Raw genomic sequence first — 18,457 nt, 5'->3', positions numbered from 1 at the left:
CATACGCGTGTGGTGGACTGTGGAGCACGCGGGGTGGAAGGGAAGATCCTAACATTTCGGTTGGATCTTCCCTTTTCTATTTTTAGCCCTGAGGGCGGAGCTTTGAAAACAGCTCTAGGTTGCTAGATCTGCTTGTGACTTAGAACAGGGACAGCACCAGGCCGATTGCGGCGCAGGCCAATGCGGCATAGCCGCCGTCAATCACAGTCAGTTTCACCGGGCGCCCGGCATAGAGGTTGTTCAGCGCAATCCAGGGCGTGATGAAAAACAACCCAACACCCAGACCGGCAACCATACCAGCCCCTGCGCTGCCTATCCCTGACAAGGTAAAAACATGGCGCATCATGCCGGCGACGATTAGCTGCAGCACAAAGCTGAGCGCAAATATCGCCGGTGTTTGGTCGCTTTCGGGTTTGCCATCGGTGCCACGCTTGATACCGGCGGCGACCATCCAGGGCTCTGCCAAAATCCCGTAATAGACCGCGCCTAGGGCAAAACCGGCCGCAGCGGCGACAAGAACATTCAGAATTTCCAAGGGTCATCTCCTCCCGAACACATCCGTTTGGGAAAAGATTGGCAGATCAATCCGCCTCTGTCTGCCCCAAGGCGCAGATCGTGACCCATTCCTCTCGGGTGACAGGCTGCACCGAGAGGCGGGAGTTTTTGACCAGAATCATCTCTTCCAGTTGCGGATCGGTCTTGATCTGATCCAGCGTCACCGGCTGGGTAAATCCGCGCACCGCCTTGATATCGACGCAGTCCCAGCGGTCGTCCTCGGTGGTGCTGTCGGGATGGGCCTCGGCGCAGACCTCGACAATACCCACCACCGATTTTTCTTTTTGAGAGTGATAGAAAAAGCCGCGATCTCCCAGCTTCATCTCCCGCATGAAGTTGCGCGCCTGATAATTGCGCACGCCGTCCCATTCCTCGCCGCTCTCGCCCTTGTCGATCTGGTCTTGCCAGCCCCAGGTTGAAGGCTCGGATTTGAACAGCCAGTAGCGCATCAGCCGATGACCTTTTTCCAGGTGATCAGCTCGACCGCTTCAAACAGACCGGCCTTGTTATAGGGGTCCGCAGCGGCCCAGGCTTCGCCTGCGGCCATGTCTTCCACATCAAGAACAACAAGCGATCCGGCCATTTCGCCGTTTTGGTCCAGCAGCGGGCCAGCCTCGGCGACAACACCGGTTTCTTCGATATAGGCAAGGTGCGCCGCGCGGTTGTCCACTCGGGTTTGCAAATGGTCCGGTTTGTCGCGGGCGATCAGGGCAATCAGCATTTCATTCCTCTTTCAACGGGCGTGCCAGCAGTTGAGCGCTGGCAGTGGCAATCGTCAAGTCACCATTCAGTAATCCAACGACGGTCTCGGTCAGGGGCATGTCCAGCCCCATGGTTTTGGCTTTGGCGGCTGTGGCGCGTGCAGTGGCGGCCCCTTCGACGGTGATGTTTGGGTCAAACCCGTCACCGCGCCCAATCGACAGCCCCAATTGATAGTTGCGTGACAGGGTCGAGCTGCAGGTGAGGGTCAGATCGCCAAAGCCCGATAGCCCGGCCAGAGTTTCCGGTTTCGCGCCACAGGCCAGCGCCATGCGCTGCATTTCGGCATATCCGCGTGTCATCAGCGCCGCACGGGCGCTATCGCCCAGCCCGGCGCCGATCACCGCGCCACAGGCAATGGCGATGATGTTTTTCAAGGCCCCGCCCAGCTCGGCGCCGCTGGTGTCGGTGGTACGGTAGAGCCGCAGGTTTGTGGTGGTCAGCTGCTCTTGCAACTGGCGGCACAGATCCGCATCGGCGCAGGCCAGGGTCAGTGCTGTGGGCAGGCCACGGGCGATATCGGCGGCAAAACTGGGGCCGGTCAGCAGGGCTGATCTGGCATCTGGCAGCACCTCAGAGATTACCGCGATCGGGCCCAGCCCGGTTTTCAGCTCGATCCCCTTGCAGCAGGCCACCAGCACCTTTCCGTTCAGTTCAGCGCGCCGCTCTTGCAGCACCAAACGCAATTTCTGCATTGGCACCGCCAGCAACAGCACCTCTGCCTCAGCAGCCTGGCTGAAATCACTGGTCGGCGTCAGTTTCTCTGACAGCGGCACATCAGGCAGCCGGGCTGCGTTGCAGCCTGTTTGCTGCATCTCTGCCGCCTGCTGGGCGTCGCGTGCCCATAGGGTGACAGGGGCCTCTTTGGCCAGAGAGATGGCCAGAGCGGTGCCAAAAGCGCCGGCGCCGAGCACGGAGATGCTCATGCCTTGGCTCCTTTGCGTCCCGAGCCCAGCATGGCGGGGCTGGTTTGATCCAGGGGCCAGCGGGGGCGGGCGGTCAGATCCATTCCGTCGCGGGCGCCTGCTTTGAACCGCTCCATGCCGGCATAGGCGATCATCGCGGCATTATCTGTACACAGCGCCAATGGTGGGGCCACAAATTGAGTATTCAGCTCGGCACAAACAGTCTCTAATTTGGAGCGAATTGCGGTATTCGCGGCCACTCCCCCTGCCACAGCCAAGGTCGGCGTGGCGGGATTTTCAGCCAGATAGATCGCCAGGGCACGGCGGGTTTTGGAGGCCAGAACATCCGCAACAGCGGCCTGAAACCCTGCGCAAAGATCGGCGCGGTCCTGCCGTGTCAGGCCGGATTTTTCATCCACGATCTGATCACGCATCCGCATCAGGGCGGTTTTCAACCCAGAGAAAGACAGGTTGCAATCGGCGCGCTGAATCAGCGGACGCGGAAAGCGGAATCGTTTGGAAACGCCGCTCTCGGCCTCTTTCTGGACCGAGGGACCACCGGGCTGTGGCAGCCCCAGCAGGCGCGCGGTCTTGTCAAAGGCCTCGCCCGGGGCGTCATCAATAGTGCCGCCCAGCCGGGTGAAATCCTCGGGGCCGCGGGCGATCAGATATTGGCAATGCCCGCCCGAGACCAGCAGCATCAGGTAGGGATAGGCCACATCATCGGTCAGTCGGGGCGTCAGCGCATGGCCCGCCAGGTGGTTTACCCCGACCAGCGGCAATCCGGTTGCTGCGGCAATGCCCTTGGCGCACATCACCCCGGACATCACCCCGCCAATCAATCCCGGCCCGGCGGTGACGGCAATGGCATCGAGATCCTGTAGGGTCACCCCGGCAGCGGCCAGAGCATCCACAACGCAGTGGTCGAGTTTCTCCGCATGGGCGCGGGCAGCAATTTCGGGGACAACGCCACCAAAGGCGCTGTGCAGCTCGGTCTGGCCAAAGACCACGGAGGACAGCACCTCGGCGCGCTGGCCGGGTTCTTGCCGCACCACGGCGGCGGCGGTATCGTCACAGCTGCTTTCCAGTCCCAAAAGTGTCAGGCTTTGTGTCATGGTCTACCCGTTGCATCAGATTGCTGGTGGAGCTAGCACCTATGGGTGATGCAAACAATCCCAGGAGCCAAAGCATGAGTGACGCCCCGGTCTCCGGAACCGCTGCCAAAGCGCCAATGGTTGCCCTGTTGATGACCCGTCCAAGGCAGGCCTCGCAGCAATTTGTGGCGCAGTTGCCGCTCGAGCTGCAGGCGCAGATCACGGTGATCTATGCGCCGCTCATGCAGATCACCCCTCTAAACACAGAGATTGATTCTCAGGGCTACACAGGGCTGATCTTTACCTCGGCCAATGGGGTTGCGGCAGCAGGCGAGGCTCCGGTGCCCCTGCCGGCCTTTTGCGTCGGGCAGCACACCACCGCAGCTGCAGAACAGGCGGGATGGCAGGCGCAGCTCTGTGGTGGTTCGGCGACAGAGCTGGTCACGCATCTTTGTAAGGTGAAGCCTGCAGCGCCCCTGTTACATCTGCATGGGCGCCATACCCGTGGAGATATTGCCCAAACCCTGACTGCGGCGGGCCTGCCTTGTGAGGGGCAGGTGGTCTATGAACAGCAGCTGTTGTCGCCCAGCGGTGAGATGAAACAGAAGATTATTGAGCAAACCTCCGTGATTGTGCCGCTTTTTTCACCGCGTACTGCGCGGCATTTTGCCAGTCTGGGGTTGGATCAAGTGAATTTGTCTTTGATTGCGCTAAGTCAGGCCGTGGCGGCTGAGGTGAAGGGCTTGCACTACAAGGACTTGCAGGTAAGTAAGACGCCAGATGCTCGCAATATGGCTGTGATGGTCCGTGATGCCGCAGTTCGTTTGGCGCACCTTGAGGGTGGCAATCCGGCGCAGTAGGGTCTGGGGTATTGTGGTGAGTTTAGGTGATTTGAGAATCGAGGGGAGGCCAGGGTGGCTGACAAGACAACTGCGGATGATGTGATCAAGCCAGAGGCTGACACGCAGGACCCTGGGGCAAAGGATGTGCCATCCTCTGAGACCGAGAGCTCTGCCACTGAGGAGCTGGTCGAAGCCGAGGTGCTTGACCAGGAAGAGGTTGAGGTTCCCTCTGAGACTGAGACTGTTGAAGAAGCGCCAGTGCCACCCGCCCCCCAGCCCGAAGTGGAACGCATCATCGAAAAGCGCGGCGGATTTGGCTCGGCCCTACTTGGCGGCGCCGTGGCTGCTGTGCTTGGTTTTGTTGTTGGCCAGGGCGGATTTCTTAATTCAGTTCTGCCTGCCAGCCTTTTGGGCAGTGGCGGCGTAGACCAAGCAGCCTATGAGGCTGATGTGGCGGCCAACGCACAAGTACAAACAGCTCTGAAAGAGCAGCTGGCCGCCCTGCAAGCACAGCTTGGCGAGATGGATCTGCCGGATGTTGCGCCGCTGACAGCCCGGATTGAGACGTTGGAAGGCACAGTTACCTCTTTGAACGAAGCCCCTGCCGCCGGATCTGCGAGCGCGGCCGAGATTGCGGCCCTGGCGAGCCGGTTGGAGCAGATCGAATCGCGTCCGCTCACCGATGCGGCCTCTCCCGAAGCGGTTGCCGCCTTTGAAAGCGAATTGGCCAAGCTGCAAGCGAGCCTGGCAGAGCAGCGCTCTGAGGTCGAAGAGATGCTGGCTGAGGCCCGCCTGACAGAACAGGCTAGCTTGGAGGCAGCGCGCATTGCATCCGCGCAATTGGCGCTGGCAAAAATCCGTATCTCCCTGGATGCGGGGGGCAGCTTTGCTGAACCCCTGGCCGAATTGCAAAGCCTACAGGTTGATGTGCCGACGGATCTGGCGGGAAGCGGTGAGGCCGGTGTTGCCACGCTGTCGAACCTGCAGGCCAGCTATGCGCCGCTGGCGCGCGAGGCGCTGGCATTGGCGCGGCAGGAAACCAAGGGCAGCGGTGGTCTGATGGACTATGTCAATCGTCACCTCGGCGCCCGCTCGGTCACCCCGCAAGAGGGCGAGGGTGCTGATGCAGTACTGTCTCGCGCCGAGGCAGCGTTGCAGTCCGGTGCTGTTGCCGATGCGCTTTCCGAGATCGAGGCCCTGCCCGAGGCAGCCCGTGCCGCCTTTGCCGCTTGGCAGGCCTCAGCCCAAACACGTCTGGCAGCCATTGCTGCCACCGATCAACTGGCCCAAAGCCTGAACGCAAAATAAGGAAGCCGACATGCTCTGGTCATTGTTGAAAATTCTGGTCTTTGTTGCCCTGGTGGCGCTGATCGCCTTTGGTGCGGGGATCCTGATGGAAACCGCAGGCGGGGTGCAGGTCACCGTTGCTGGAACCGAATATACCCTTGGGGCGCTGCAATCCGTCCTGGCGCTGGGCGTTCTGGTGCTGTCAGTCTGGATCTTTCTGAAACTGCTGACGCTGCTGGTGGCGACGCTCAAGTTCCTAAATGGCGATGAGACCGCAATGTCGCGCTATTTTGACAAAGGGCGCGAGCGCAAGGGCTATCAGGCGCTGTCTGATGGCATGATGGCGCTGGCCTCTGGCGAGGGACGTCTGGCGCTGATCAAGGCGTCAAAGGCGGCACGCTATCTCAACAACCCCGAACTCACCGATCTGTTGACCGCCCAAGCGGCAGAGATGGCCGGGGATACCCATAAGGCGGCCGAGGCCTATAAGCGCTTGCTGAGCAACCAGAGCACCCGCTTTGTCGGGGTGCGTGGCATCATGAAGCAGAAACTGTCTGAGGGCGACAAGGAGACCGCGCTGCAGCTGGCCGAAAAGGCGCTGGCGCTGCGTCCCAAACACGAAGAAGTGCAGGATACCCTGTTGCAGTTGCAGGCTCAGGCCGAGGATTGGGCTGGGGCGCGCAAGACCCTGACCGCCAAGCTGAAATCCGGCTCCTTGCCGCGTGATGTTTTCAAGCGTCGCGATGCGGTATTGGCGCTCTCGGCCTCACGCGGGGTAGCGGACGAGGCAGCCAGTATCGAGCAGCGCGAGCAGGCGATCGAGGCCAACCGGCTGTCCCCTGATCTGGTGCCGGCGGCGGCCATGGCGGCGCGCGCCTATCTGGAGCAGGGCAAGAAGCGCAATGCCATCAAGGTGCTGAAAAAGGCCTGGGAGGCGCAGCCACATCCGGATCTTGCCCATGTCTTTGCCGAGGTGGAGCCCGAGGAAACGGCCGAACAGCGGGTCAAACGCTTTGAGCAGCTGGCGCGGCTCAGACCGCAAGACGATGAAACCCGGCTGGTCATGGCAGAGCTGCATATCGTTGCCGAAGACTTCCCCGAAGCGCGCCGTGCCTTGGCCGATATGGTCGAACGGGCGCCGGATGCGCGGGTGCTGACGCTGATGGCGGCCATCGAGAAGGGCGAGGGCGCAGACAATGCAGTGACCCAGGCCTGGCTGGCACGGGCCCTGACGGCCCCTCGCGGGCCACAGTGGCTCTGCACCAACTGCAATCACATCCACGCGGAATGGGCGCCGGTTTGTGAGCATTGCACCAGCTTTGATACCCTGAGCTGGCAGCGGCCAGAAACCCCAGAGGTGGCCAGCGCCACAGGCGTGCATATGCTGCCCCTGATCACCGGTGCGGCGACAGCTTCTGATGCTGTGGTCGTGCAAGATGTCATCGACGCCGAAGAGCTCGATGATGTAAGCGAGAGCGATGAAACCTCTGAAGGCTCGCGATCAGAAGACAGCAGCGAAGCGAAGGCTTAACTGAGCACAGCGAGAGGGCCGCAGCGGGCAGATCTTAGCCGCTGCGGCCCTTTTCTTTGGAGCAGTCCAATGTGCCACCCTCCCAAATTACGCTGAGTAAGTCTGGACAGAGCCTGCCGGCTTGGCTCTGCTTATCCCCAAAGGGTTGTATGGGGAGGGAATAGCAATGCAGTTTGACTATGTGATCGTTGGCGGGGGCTCTGCGGGGTCCACATTGGCCGCGCGTCTGAGCGAAGATTCTTCAACCACGGTTTGCCTGATTGAGGCAGGCGGCAAAGGTGACGGTATTCTGGTCCGTGCCCCTGCTGCGGTTGTTGCCATGCTGCCGGGCCGCCCCAAAATCAACAACTGGGCCTTTGAAACCGTACCGCAGCCAGGGTTGAACGGGCGCAAAGGCTATCAGCCGCGCGGCAAAGCGCTGGGTGGCTCCAGCGCCATCAATGCCATGCTCTATGTGCGCGGCCATGCCAAGGACTATGACGAATGGGCCGATCTGGGCTGTGACGGCTGGAACTGGGAGGCGGTGCTGCCCTATTTCAAACGGTCGGAAAACAACGAGCGCGGCGGCGATTCCGCCCATGGCGACAGTGGTCCGCTACAGGTCAGCAACCAGAAATCCCCACGCCCCATTACCCGCGCCTTTGTCGAGGCCGGTCAGGCGCTGCAAATCCGTGAGGTTGCCGATTTCAACACCGGCGACAACGAAGGTATCGGTGAATACCAGGTCACCCAGTTTCACGCCAAGGATAAGAACGGCGAGCGTTGCTCGGCGGCGGCAGCCTATCTGCACCCGGTGATGGACCGCCCCAATCTGACGGTTCTGACCAAGGCTCATGCCAGCCGCGTCCTGTTTGAGGGCAAGCGCGCCACAGGCGTTGCCTATCGTCAGGGCGGTCAGGACAAGGAGGTCACGGCAAAGCGCGAGGTGATTCTATGCGGCGGGGCGTTTAACTCACCGCAATTGTTGCAGCTCTCCGGTGTTGGTCGGGCTGAGGATATCGAGCCTCATGGCATCGATATGGTGCATGAGCTGCCCGGCGTCGGGCAGAACCTTCAGGACCATCTGGATTTCACTCTGGCCTACAAAAGCAAGGATCGCGACAACTTTGGCATCTCGCTGCCCGGCAGTCTGTCGCTGCTGAAACATATCAACAACTGGCGCAAATCGGGGCAGGGTATGATTGCCACCCCCTTTGCCGAAGGCGCGGCTTTCCTCAAAACCAAGAGCAATCTGGAACGGGCGGATATTCAGCTGCATTTTGTCATTTCCATCGTGGATGATCATGCGCGCAAACTGCATATGGGTCATGGCTTTAGCTGCCATGTCTGCGTGCTCAGGCCAAAATCCCGAGGCTCGGTTGGGCTGACTTCAGCTGACCCAATGGCGCCGCCACGCATTGACCCACAGTTCCTGTCAGACCCGCAAGATCTGGCGGTGCTGATGAAGGGCGCGCGCAAGACACGGCAGCTGATGCAGACCGCGCCGTTGGCGGGCTATATCCACAAAGAACTCTTTATCAAAGAAGAGCCGGATGACGCAGCGTTGGAGCAGCACATCCGCTCCCGCTCGGATACGATTTATCATCCGGTGGGAACCTGTAAGATGGGGCAGGATGACTTGGCTGTTGTCGATCCGGAATTGAAGGTGCGGGGCCTGGCGGGGCTGCGCGTTGTTGATGCCTCTGTCATGCCTCGGCTGGTCGGGGGTAATACCAACGCGCCCACCATTATGATTGCCGAAAAGGCTGCGGATCTGATCCGCGGCCATGCAGCGCTGGCTGCAGAATAACTTTGAGGAGACAGGCGAAATGCTTGGCAAAATGATGCACAAACCGCTGACGATCAGCTCGTTGATCGAACATGCGGGCCGTTACCACGGCGAAACCACGGTGACTTCGGTCGAGACCTCTGGGGAGGTGGTGCATTCCAGCTGGAGTGAGATTGAGGCCAATGCCCGTAAACTGGCGGCTGCATTGGAGCGTCTGGGTGTGGCGCAGGGGGAGCGCTGCGGGACCATCGCCTGGAACAACCGCCGCCACCTGGAGATCTATTTCGGCGTCGCCGGTGCCGGGATGATCTGCCACACGATCAATCCGCGCCTAAAACCAGAGCAGCTGATCTACATCATCAATCATGCTGCCGATCAGGTGCTGTTCATTGATGCCACTTTTGTCGCTGCCGTGGGCCAGCTGAAAGAACACTTCAAGACCATCAAACACATCGTTCTGATGGGGCCTCGGGATGAGGGTGCGGCTGAGGCGGTGCCCGGTATCCTGTTTTATGACGAGCTGATCGCGGCCGAAGCGGATGACTACAGCTGGCCGGAGTTGGACGAGAACATGCCCTCCAGCCTGTGTTATACCTCCGGTACCACCGGCAACCCCAAGGGTGTGCAATATACCCACCGTACGACGGTGTTGCACTCGCTGGGGGGAAATCAGCCGGATGGTCTGGCGATTTCGGCGCGCGATACTGTCATGGCCGTGGTGCCGATGTTCCACGTCAACGCCTGGGGTGTGCCCTATATTGCCGCCGGTGTCGGCGCCAAGCTGGTGCTGCCGGGGCCAAACCTGGATGGAGAAAGCCTGGTGCGCCTGATCGACGGCGAGCAGGTGACACTGGCACTGGGCGTACCCACCATCTGGATGGGCCTGTTGCAGGCCTTGGAGAAGACCGGCAGCAAGGCCGAGAGCCTGACCCGCACTGTCGTTGGTGGCTCGGCGTTGCCAACCGTGATGATCCCGGCCTTCCGCGATAAATACGGGGTTGAGCTGATCCATGCCTGGGGCATGACCGAAACCAGCCCGCTGGGGACGCTGAACCATCTGCTGCAAAAGCACCAGGATCTGTCCGACACCGAAAAAGGCGCCATCCGTGAGGGCCAGGGCCGTCCGCCCTATGGCGTCGAGCTGCGCATTGTCGACGAAAGTGGCCATGTGTTGCCTCATGATGGGGAAACCCAGGGTGAGCTGCAAATTCGAGGTCACTGGATCATCGACACCTACTTTGGCCAGGAGGAGAGTGCGCTGACCATGGATGGCTGGTTTGATACCGGTGATGTCGCCACCATAGATGGCGATGGCTATATGATCATTCGCGATCGCTCCAAGGATATCATCAAATCCGGTGGCGAGTGGATCTCGACCGTTGAGCTGGAAGATATCGCCATGTCGCACCCACTGGTGGCGCAGGCGGCGGCCATCGCGGCACAGCACCCCAAATGGGATGAACGTCCGGTGGTGATCGCGATCAAATCCGACAGCGCACTGACCGAAGAGGATTTGCTGTCGCATTATGAGGGCAAAGTGGCCAGCTGGCAGATCCCTGACAAGGTGGTCTTTGTCACTGAACTGCCGCTGGGTGGGACTGGTAAAGTCCTGAAAAACAAACTGCGCGAATCGTTTGGCTCGATTCTGCTTGCGGATTAAGCAAGTGATCTGCGCCCCGGATTTTCTGTATCGGGGTGCAGATCGTTCATTCTATTTTTGCCAGAATTTGCAATGGTGCGGATGAATTCAGGCAGCCTCTGGGCCCAGATCAGGGGAAACCCCCTATTTATATGTCTTAACTGCCGGCAAATTTAACTGTTAAGGACCATTTAACACCCCAGCTGATATCCCAATAGTGGGTGAAAATTAGTGGTGGTGGATATGAGCGCACAAAATGGAATGGCGCCCATTATCATCAAGAAGAAAAAAGTCGTTAGTGGCGGTGGCCACCATGGGGGCGCCTGGAAGGTGGCCTATGCGGACTTTGTGACGGCCATGATGGCGTTCTTCTTGTTGATGTGGCTGTTGAACGCAACAACTGAAAAACAACGTAAGGGTCTGGCGGATTACTTCTCGCCATCGATCCCGCTGAGCCGGATTTCTGGTGGTGGCAATGGCGCCTTTCAGGGCGACAGTATGTTCACCGAAGATATCCAGCCACAGTCCGGCACCGGTGCCTCTGACATCAATCCGATGGATGCGCAGAAAGCCCAGGGCGAGACTGGCGTCAGTGATGCCGAAAAAGCCGAGGAAGACACCAAGTTTCGCGCCATCGAAGAGCAGCTTCAGGGCCGTGGCGGTGAAAGCATGGTCTCGGTTGAGATGTCACGCCACATCGTTACCCGCGTTACCGACGAAGGTTTGATCATTGAGCTGTTTGAGACCGACGGGGTTCATCTCTTTGCGGCGGGCGAAGCGGAACCAACGCCGTTGTTCCGGGATCTGGTGCGTATGGTTGCACGGGTCAGTGGCAATGTGACCAATGACATTGCAATTGCAGGGCACATTCAATCGCATCCGGTGGTTCTGGCCCAGAACCCGGTGTGGGAGATGTCTCATGCCCGGGCAAATGTCACCCGCACCCTGCTCGAATCGGGTGGCATGAAATCCAGCCGAATCCATCGAGTTACCGGCCATGCGGACCGTAAACTGGCAGTGACCAACCCGATGGCGGTCCGGAATAACCGCGTGGAAATCATCCTGCTTCGCGAATGATCCTCATATAATTCACCCTCGGGCGGCGCAGAATAAATTGCATTTTATCTGTTAGCCGCCCGTTAAGTGCTGATGCGCTAGCTGTTGCTCCAAGAACGACTTATTGCAGCAGAAAGGCGCAACATGACAATTTCTTCCGCCCTGAATGCCGGTGTTTCCGGATTGAGCGCAAACGCGAGTTCTTTGGCCGCAATTTCGGACAATATCGCGAACTCCTCTACCAGCGGATACAAGAGAGTTGAGACGGATTTCCAATCCATGGTGGTTGGCTCCTCTGGTGGCAGGTATTCTGCTGGTGGTGTGTCCGCCAGCAATATGCGTCTGATTGACCAGCGCGGCCCCCTAGTTGGAACCAATAACTCGACTGACCTGGCTGTTAGTGGCCGTGGCATGCTGCCCGTGGCCTCGCTGACCGAGATCGAAGGCGGCAACGGCTCTCCAACCATGATGATGACCACAACCGGGTCCTTTCGTACCAATGCTGATGGCTATCTGACGACAAATTCAGGTCTGGTTCTGCTGGGTTGGCCTGCCAACCCGGATGGCACGGTTTCTGACGGTCCGCGCGACACAGCCGAAGGGTTGGAACCTATTCAGTACAACATGAACCAGCTGACTGGTGAGCCGACAACAAATGTGGGTTTAGGGGTGAACCTCCCTGCGACTGATACCGAAGCAGGCAGCGCCGGTACTGTGCGCAACATGACGGTTGAGTATTATGACAACCTGGGCAGCTCGCAGACGCTGGGGATTACCTATACCCCAACTGTACCCGCAACCGGCACCTCGAACGAATGGACCATGCAGATTACCGATAGTGCCTCTGGTGGCGCGGTGATTGGCGAATATACCATGACCTTCAATGATTCTCGGACGGCGGGTGGCTCCTTGGCCTCTGTTACCGCCGTGACAGGTGGTGCCTATGATGGGACAACTGGCAGCGTTGTGGTCAACGTTGATGGTGGTCCGATGGAAATCAACCTTGGCATGATTGGTGAAAGCGATGGGTTTACCCAGCTTTCGGATACTTTTGCCCCGGCTTCGGTGACCAAAGACGGTTCTGAAGTTGGCACCATGGTTGGTGTTGAGGTCGATCCACAAGGCTACGTCCGCGCCAATTACGATTCCGGTGCCAGCCGCGTCATCTTTAAGGTGCCACTGGTGGATGTTCCCAATCTGAACGGTTTGAAATCTCAGGATAACCAGACCTATCTGCCTTCATCAGACAGTGGATCCTACTTCCTCTGGGATGCGGGTGATGGACCAACAGGCGAAGTCGCGTCTTATGCGCAGGAAGAATCCGCCACCGATGTTGCGACCGAACTCACGGATATGATCAAGACACAGCGGGCCTATTCTTCCAATGCCAAAGTGATCCAGACCGTCGATGAGATGCTTCAGGAAACCACCAACATCAAGCGGTAAGCACCGCTGATACTTTGACACCGGCTTAGAAAGAGCGCCTGACATGTCTATCACAAGTGCACTTAACTCCGCGATGACCGGACTGACCGCGAATGCGCGGCTGTCCCAAGTGACCTCGGAGAACCTCGCCAATGCGTTGACGCCTGGCTACTCCTCTCAAAAGCTGAACCTGTCCACCAGCCAATACGCGGCTGGTGTCAGGATCGGGGACGTGGAACGCAATGTCGATCCGGCATTGCAATCCACCACCCGCAAGGCTGAAGCAGAATATGCCAAGGTCGGCGTCTATTCGGATTTCTACGCCCGAATGTCCGGCTATGTTGGCACAGTTGACGACAGTACTTCGATCTCGGCTCAGATCTCGAACTTTGATGCAGCCCTGGTTGAGGCAACCTCGCGTCCGGATTCAACGGAGCGATTGCATGATCTCTCGGTGAAGGCGGGTTTGATTGTTCAATCCATCACCGACGCGGCTGAAGGATTGAACAAGCAGCGCGAAGCTGCTGAATCTTCCATCGATGTACAGGTCAATCAACTGAACGATCAGTTGAAAGAACTGGAAAAAATCAATGCTCGTATTGTTGTCTCCAAGGCAGCGGGCAGCAGCACCACGGCTATGGAAGACCAGCGGGATAAGCTGATTGATTCAGTGAATCAGTCAATTCCGGTAAATGTTGTTCAACGTGATCAGGGGCGCGTTGCCCTTTATACGGTTGGCGGTGTTGCCTTGCTGGATGGGAAGGCTGCTGAGCTGACCTTTGATGCAAAGCGCACGATTGAGCCACAGATGACCCAGGCCAACGGACTGTTGTCCGGTTTGGAAATCAATGGCTTGGCAATGGATACCTCTAATGGCGGACCTTTGCGGGGCGGCACGCTGGTCGCGGCCTTTGATATTCGCGACAATGTCGCTGTCGAAGCGCAGACTGATCTGGATACCATGGCCCGTGATCTGGTCGAGCGGTTTCAGGATCCGGCACTGGATACCACTATCGGGGTCACGGATGCCGGGATCTTTACCGACGGTGGCGGCGCGTTTGATCCAGCCGACACAGTTGGTCTGTCTGCGCGGCTGCAGTTGAATGATCTGGTTTCATTGGACGGGCAGGCCGAAACCTGGCGTCTGCGCGATGGGCTCTATGCTGCGGCTGAGGGCGATCCCGGTGACGCCAGCCAGTTGATCGCCTATTCCGAAGCCATCAGCGCAAACCGGACCGTATCGACAACCAAGCTGGGCACCATTTCATCTGATCTCAACACGCTCAGCGCCTCTCTGATGTCGCGGTTTGCCCGCGACAGCGATAGCGCCAACAATTCACTGAGCTATGCCGCAACCAGCTACACCGAGCTGGCCAAGGCAGAGCTTGCCCTTGGTGTGGATTCGGACGCCGAGCTCCAAAATATGATGCTCATCGAGAACGCCTATGCAGCAAACGCAAAAATGCTCTCGGCTATTGATGAGATGATGCAAACTCTTTTGAGGATGTGATGAATGATCTATAATTCCTACGGCGACCTAACCACGCATAGCTTCCTGCGCAATCGCAATGCGGAGCTGAAGCTGGATCTTGCCACTCTGTCGGAAGAGGTCTCGACAGGCAAAAAATCCAATCTGACCGAGGAGCTGGGTGGTGACTTCTCTTATCTGGCGGATATTGAAAACAACCTGAAGCGGATCGAAAGCCAGACGGTTGCTACTGGTGAGACCAAACTGTTCGCGCTTAGCATCCAGGACAGCCTGGCGCGTGTGCAGGAAGGAACACAGCAGTTGCGGGATGACATCTATTCCGTCTCACCCGCCCTGACTGAAAACGATGCAACGCAGTTTGCCAAAGAGGCGGAGCGCAAGCTGGAAGCCGCGATCGGTTCCTTTAACGGTTGGGCCGGTGGGCGCAGCCTTTTTGCCGGCACCGCCACGGGGACCACCCCGTTGAACAGTGCTGACACACTGATGACGGAACTCATCGGGGAGGTTTCCGGCCTGACGGATGCCGATGACATTATCCAGGCGGTAAAGGATTGGTTTGCAGATCCGACAGGGTTTGACACCGCTATGTACAACGGATCCACCACGAATATCGCGCCGGTCGAAGTGGGCGCGGGGGAGAAAGTGTCGCTGAGTTTGCGGGCTGACGATGACAATCTGAAGAGCTCTTTGCAAAGCTATGCCATCATTGCCTTGCTTGATGAACCGGCCCTTGGACTGTCTGCGGATACCAAAACCGAACTGACCTTCAAGGGAGGTGGGGAGCTTGCGGATAGCACGGAACGGCTGATCACGGCCCAGGCCGATATTGGGTTTATGGAGGCCCAGCTGGAACGGGTAAGCGCCCGAAACCTGGCCACGAAAACAGCTCTCAGCCTGGCCTTTAATGACATCGTTTTGGCCGATCAGTACGAGGTTTCCGCCAAGATGAAAACCACCGAGACCCAGCTGGAGATCCTTTATACGGTGACTGCGCGCAGCGCCCAACTCAGCCTTGTGAAGCATATGTGATGATGAAATTCTTTCGCCTTCTGATCGCCTGCCTGCTGCTGCCGACCCTGGCACAGGCCAATGCAATCCGCCTCAAGGATCTTGTCGAATTTGACGGGGTGCGCGGCAATGATCTGGTGGGATACGGCCTGGTGGTTGGTCTCAACGGGACCGGGGACGGGTTGCGCAACTCACCCTTCACCGAAGAAATCATGTCCAATATTCTGGAACGTCTCGGGGTCAATGTGACTGGCGAACAGTTCCGACCCAAAAACGTGGCGGCGGTTATTGTGACAGCGACCCTGCCGCCTTTTGCGCGGGTTGGCGGAACCGTGGATGTCACGGTCTCCGCTATTGGTGATTCCAAAAGCCTGTTGGGCGGCACCCTGGTGATGACACCGCTGAATGCGGCGGATGGTCAGATCTACGCGGTTGCCCAGGGCACCATTCTTGCGGGTGGGGCCGTGGCCGAAGGCGATGGCGCCAGCGTCACCCAGGGGGTGCCGACCTCGGGGGGCATTCCTGCGGGCGCGCGGGTTGAGCGCGAGATCGATTTTGATCTGTCGTCGCTGACCACTATGCGGCTGGCCCTGCGCGAGCCGGATTTCACCACCGCTGAGCGGATCGAACGTGTTGTAAACGATGAATTTGGCCGTGGTGTTGCCCTGATGCGCGATTCCGGCACGGTGGAGATCGACATTCAGCGCACCAATGCCCGATCAACGGCCCATGCTGTGGGACGCATGGAAAACCTGCTGGTGGAGCCCCAGCGCAAAGCGCGTGTGGTGGTGGACCAGCGCTCTGGCACCATTGTGATGGGCAGTGACGTGCGGATCTCGCGGGTTGCCGTGGCCCAGGGCAACTTGACCCTGCGTATCGAAGAAGCCCCGTTGGTGTCCCAGCCAAGCCCCTTTACCGATGGCGAAACCGTTGTGGTGCCGCGCACCACTGCTGCCATCGACGAAGAGGAGGGCATCCAGCTGGCAGAGGTGCGCGAAACCACATCGCTGTCTGAGGTGGTTGCAGGTCTGAACGCGCTGGGCGTGTCGCCGCGCGATATGATCGATATCCTCAAAAGCTTGAAGGCCGCAGGGGCGCTGCACGCCGAATTTGTGGTGCGCTGACCCGGCTGTCGATGCACAAGCGGCAGACTAAAAAAGAACCCCGGACCAGAGTTATGGTCCGGGGTTTTTCATTTGCTGTCAGATTTCCATTTCTGGATCTATTACCGGGTCAATGACAACAACCAGCCGGGTCTCGCCGGTGCCCTCTATTGGCGGAGAACGGTGTAACAGGCCTGAGCGCGGGTATTCCGGCCATTTTGTGCCGCGCAGCACAATAGGCGCGCCGGTGGGGACCGTTAGCAAACACTGCGGTTCATCGTTTTGGTCCTGCATGCCCAATTGGGTTCCGGTGCCACGATAGGTGCAGACGAGACGGGCGCGGACAGCATCCACATGGAACTTTCTGCAGGCATTGGTTTGCACCACATCCAGCCGCAGCCGGATGTAGTCTACCTTCATCATTTGCGAAAACTGCTCTGCCAATTCAGCGATATCTGCTGTCAGCAGATCCTGTTCGGGGCAGGGGGTAATCTCGGCGCCTTCAAACAGATGAATTATGCTGCGCGCGACTGCATCTGGCCGCAGGATCAGGCGGGCCCGCGGCAGCTGCTCTGGGTTCAAGGCATCAAGCCAGGCCTCGCAGCCGGGCAGGGGTGCCTTGTTCCAGATCGCAGCGGCGCAGTCGGGGAGATGGATCACCGACAGATCCACGGCCTGCTCTACAACGCTGACACCTACTGGCACCTGCTGCAGCGTGTTACGAAGAAGGGTGTCCGGCATCAGCGCTGGCCCCATTGGGGGAAGGGGTCTGCCATATCGGCCCAGGCCCAGGGCAGGAACTCATCCGCATCGACCAGCGCGGCGTTCAGGCGTTCGCAGATCACCTCGCGCTCCAACCCGGAGCCGATAAAGACCAGCTCTTGTCGGCGGTCACCCCAGGGCTCCACCCAGTTGCGGGCAATTTCAGCCTGCGCCTGCGGATGGGTCGGCAGGCGGTCTTCGGGGACCGAGGCCCACCAGCGTCCCAGGGGGGCGATAGAGGATAGGGCACCGGCCAGACTGAACTCGGCAGCCCATTCGGGACGGGTGGCAATCCAGAAATGACCTTTGGCGCGGATCACACCGGGGAGGGAGCCATTCAGAACGGCGTGCAGCTTCTTGGGATCAAAGGGCGCGCGGGCGTGATAGACGAAGGATTCAATGCCGTATTCCTCGTCCTCGGGGGTGTGGTTGGCAAAGCCATAAAGTTCTTTGGCCCACATTGGGTGTTCATGCGCGGTGTCAAAGTCAAAAAGACCGGTGTCGAGGATGGTTTCGGCGTCAACCTCTGAATGATTGGTTTCAATGATCTTGGCGTCGCCATTCAGGGCGCGGATGATCTTGCGGGCATTCTCGGTGCGCTGGGGGCCGGCGTCTGCGACCTTGTTCAGGATAACCACATCGGCAAATTCGATCTGTTCCGTGAGCAGGCTGACCAGACTGCGGTCGTCGCCCTCGCCCAGGGATTCGCCGCGATCGGTCAAAAAGTCATGGCTGGAGAAATCCTGCAGCAGGTTCACCGCATCCACAACCGTGACCATGGTATCCAGCCGGGCCACATCTGACAGGCTGTGACCGTCTTCGTCGCGAAAATCAAAGGTGGCGGCCACCGGAAGGGGTTCCGAAATCCCGGTGGATTCGATGAGCAAGTAGTCAAAGCGACCTTCCTCGGAAAGCTGCCGCACTTCCTTCAACAGGTCATCACGCAGGGTGCAGCAGATGCAGCCGTTGGACATCTCTACCAGGGTTTCCTCGGAGCGCGACAGCTCGGTGCCTTCGCGCACCAGATCGGCGTCGATGTTCACTTCGGACATATCGTTGACGATGACCGCTACGCGGCGCCCATCGCGGTTGTTCAACACGCGGTTCAACAGTGTGGTCTTGCCGGCGCCCAGAAAACCAGAAAGCACAGTTACGGGAAGGCGGGCGTCATCAGGGGCGGAGTCACGCATGTCTTTGGGTCCTTGGATATCTGGGAAAAGATGAATTTCTCAAG

The 18,457-nt window shown here is 58.9% G+C and carries 17 protein-coding genes; 10 read left to right on the top strand and 7 right to left on the bottom strand.

The window, feature by feature from the left end:
• Positions 1–139: 139 nt before the first annotated feature.
• The 5 genes from ED661_RS13390 to tsaD are packed head-to-tail and all read right to left on the bottom strand — an operon-like array spanning position 140 to position 3,334.
• Entirely contained in the window at positions 140–535 is a 396-nt protein-coding gene (locus tag ED661_RS13390) for a DUF1761 domain-containing protein (protein ID WP_122074418.1), read from the bottom strand.
• A gap of 46 nt (positions 536–581) precedes the next feature.
• Positions 582–1,004 carry an EVE domain-containing protein gene (locus ED661_RS13385; protein WP_122074417.1) on the bottom strand — a complete coding sequence of 141 codons (423 nt, stop codon included), beginning with the start codon at positions 1,002–1,004 and terminating at the stop codon, positions 582–584.
• Positions 1,004–1,276 (bottom strand): YciI family protein, encoded by a 273-nt coding sequence (locus ED661_RS13380; protein WP_122074416.1) that lies wholly within the window; start codon positions 1,274–1,276, stop codon positions 1,004–1,006. The genes ED661_RS13385 and ED661_RS13380 overlap by 1 nt, the downstream gene beginning before the upstream one ends.
• A gap of 1 nt (position 1,277) precedes the next feature.
• The gene (locus ED661_RS13375) at positions 1,278–2,240 is read right to left on the bottom strand and encodes an NAD(P)H-dependent glycerol-3-phosphate dehydrogenase (protein WP_122074415.1); all 963 of its coding nucleotides are present in this window, start codon (positions 2,238–2,240) and stop codon (positions 1,278–1,280) included.
• Positions 2,237–3,334 (bottom strand): tRNA (adenosine(37)-N6)-threonylcarbamoyltransferase complex transferase subunit TsaD, encoded by a 1,098-nt coding sequence (gene tsaD, locus ED661_RS13370; protein ID WP_122074414.1) that lies wholly within the window; start codon positions 3,332–3,334, stop codon positions 2,237–2,239. The genes ED661_RS13375 and tsaD overlap by 4 nt, the downstream gene beginning before the upstream one ends.
• Before the next feature lie 74 nt (positions 3,335–3,408).
• Here tsaD and ED661_RS13365 point away from each other — a divergent pair, with 74 nt between their 5' ends.
• The 10 genes from ED661_RS13365 (at position 3,409) to ED661_RS13320 (ending at position 16,482) form a co-directional block, all read left to right on the top strand.
• Positions 3,409–4,173 (top strand): uroporphyrinogen-III synthase, encoded by a 765-nt coding sequence (locus tag ED661_RS13365; RefSeq protein WP_122074413.1) that lies wholly within the window; start codon positions 3,409–3,411, stop codon positions 4,171–4,173.
• 54 nt (positions 4,174–4,227) lie between these two features.
• A complete protein-coding gene (locus tag ED661_RS13360; RefSeq protein WP_122074412.1) occupies positions 4,228–5,463 on the top strand; it encodes a COG4223 family protein in 1,236 nt (411 codons plus the stop codon).
• 10 nt (positions 5,464–5,473) lie between these two features.
• Positions 5,474–6,973: a heme biosynthesis protein HemY gene (locus ED661_RS13355; RefSeq protein WP_122074411.1), complete on the top strand. Its 1,500-nt coding sequence runs from the start codon at positions 5,474–5,476 to the stop codon at positions 6,971–6,973.
• Positions 6,974–7,139: 166 nt separating this feature from the next.
• Entirely contained in the window at positions 7,140–8,762 is a 1,623-nt protein-coding gene (locus ED661_RS13350) for a GMC family oxidoreductase (RefSeq protein ID WP_122074410.1), read from the top strand.
• 19 nt (positions 8,763–8,781) lie between these two features.
• Positions 8,782–10,401, top strand: coding sequence for a long-chain-fatty-acid--CoA ligase (locus tag ED661_RS13345; protein ID WP_122074659.1), 1,620 nt, complete (start codon positions 8,782–8,784; stop codon positions 10,399–10,401).
• 222 nt (positions 10,402–10,623) lie between these two features.
• Positions 10,624–11,457 (top strand): flagellar motor protein MotB, encoded by an 834-nt coding sequence (locus ED661_RS13340; RefSeq protein ID WP_122074409.1) that lies wholly within the window; start codon positions 10,624–10,626, stop codon positions 11,455–11,457.
• 123 nt (positions 11,458–11,580) lie between these two features.
• On the top strand, positions 11,581–12,882 hold the full coding sequence (locus ED661_RS13335) for a flagellar hook protein FlgE (protein ID WP_122074408.1): 1,302 nt from the start codon (positions 11,581–11,583) through the stop codon (positions 12,880–12,882).
• 43 nt (positions 12,883–12,925) lie between these two features.
• Positions 12,926–14,371, top strand: coding sequence for a flagellar hook-associated protein FlgK (gene flgK / locus ED661_RS13330; RefSeq protein WP_122074407.1), 1,446 nt, complete (start codon positions 12,926–12,928; stop codon positions 14,369–14,371).
• 3 nt (positions 14,372–14,374) lie between these two features.
• A complete protein-coding gene (locus tag ED661_RS13325; RefSeq protein WP_122074406.1) occupies positions 14,375–15,379 on the top strand; it encodes a flagellin in 1,005 nt (334 codons plus the stop codon).
• A gap of 2 nt (positions 15,380–15,381) precedes the next feature.
• Positions 15,382–16,482, top strand: coding sequence for a flagellar basal body P-ring protein FlgI (locus tag ED661_RS13320; RefSeq protein WP_371412449.1), 1,101 nt, complete (start codon positions 15,382–15,384; stop codon positions 16,480–16,482).
• A gap of 78 nt (positions 16,483–16,560) precedes the next feature.
• On the opposite strand, the gene ED661_RS13315 is transcribed toward ED661_RS13320, so the two are convergent.
• Together ED661_RS13315 and ED661_RS13310 are read right to left on the bottom strand one after the other, a co-directional pair.
• A complete protein-coding gene (locus ED661_RS13315) occupies positions 16,561–17,202 on the bottom strand; it encodes a DUF1826 domain-containing protein (protein ID WP_122074658.1) in 642 nt (213 codons plus the stop codon).
• Complete coding sequence (locus ED661_RS13310; protein ID WP_122074404.1) at positions 17,202–18,413, bottom strand: GTP-binding protein; 1,212 nt, start codon at positions 18,411–18,413, stop codon at positions 17,202–17,204. The genes ED661_RS13315 and ED661_RS13310 overlap by 1 nt, the downstream gene beginning before the upstream one ends.
• Positions 18,414–18,457: the final 44 nt, after the last annotated feature.

This window comes from Pseudophaeobacter sp. EL27 (genome assembly GCF_900313025.1).
Classification (GTDB): domain Bacteria; phylum Pseudomonadota; class Alphaproteobacteria; order Rhodobacterales; family Rhodobacteraceae; genus Pseudophaeobacter.
Note: the sequence above shows the minus strand (reverse complement) of the source record. Positions and strands in the feature narration are given on the sequence as shown.